The organism is Rhizobium sp. MHM7A, from assembly GCF_005862215.1.
Lineage (GTDB): Bacteria > Pseudomonadota > Alphaproteobacteria > Rhizobiales > Rhizobiaceae > Rhizobium > Rhizobium bangladeshense.
In genome coordinates, this window is the sequence record NZ_VCHT01000077.1 from 1 (window position 1) to 729 (window position 729).

Consider the following 729-nt stretch of genomic DNA (forward strand, 5'->3'; position numbering starts at 1 on the left):
GAGGTCGATGGCGGCCTGCAGACGATCGAGATCAAGCTGCCGGCGGTCGTCACCACCGACCTCAGACTGAACGAGCCGCGTTATGCCTCGCTGCCGAACATCATGAAGGCGAAGAAGAAGCCCCTGGAGAAGAAGGTTCCGGCCGATTTCGGCGTCGACACGACGCCGCGGCTGAAGGTGCTGAAGACCGAGGAGCCGTCTGGCCGCAAGGCCGGCGTCAAGGTCAAGTCGGTCGCCGAACTCGTCGACAAGCTGAAGAACGAAGCCGGCGTGCTGTAATCGGGCAGGAACAGGAGCAACTATCATGACCATTCTTCTTCTGGCCGACCATGACGGCAATCACCTCTCCGACCAGACCGCCAAGGCGCTGACGGCAGCCTCCCAGATCGGCTCGGATGTGCATGTTCTCGTTGCCGGCAAGGCTGCCGAGGCTGCCGCCGATGAGGCGGCAAAACTCTCCGGCGTCTCCAAGGTGCTGCTGGCCGAAAGCGATGCGCTCGCCAACAATCTCGCCGAACCGCTTGCCGACCTGATCGTCTCGCTCGCCGGTTCCTATGACACGATCGTCTCGGCCGCCACCTCGGTCGGCAAGACGGTGCTGCCGCGGGTGGCAGCCCTCCTCGATGTCGCCCAGATCTCGGAGATCGTCGAGGTCGTCAGCCCCGACACCTTCAAGCGGCCGATCTATGCCGGCAACGCCATTCAGACGGTGCAGGCAAGCGATGCCAA

The 729-nt window shown here is 63.4% G+C and carries 2 pseudogenes; both read left to right on the plus strand.

What is annotated here, in order from left to right:
* Positions 1–279, plus strand: a pseudogene (locus FFR93_RS40465) (electron transfer flavoprotein subunit beta/FixA family protein); the annotation flags it as partial.
* 25 nt (positions 280–304) lie between these two features.
* A pseudogene (locus FFR93_RS40470) lies at positions 305–729 on the plus strand (electron transfer flavoprotein subunit alpha/FixB family protein); the annotation flags it as partial.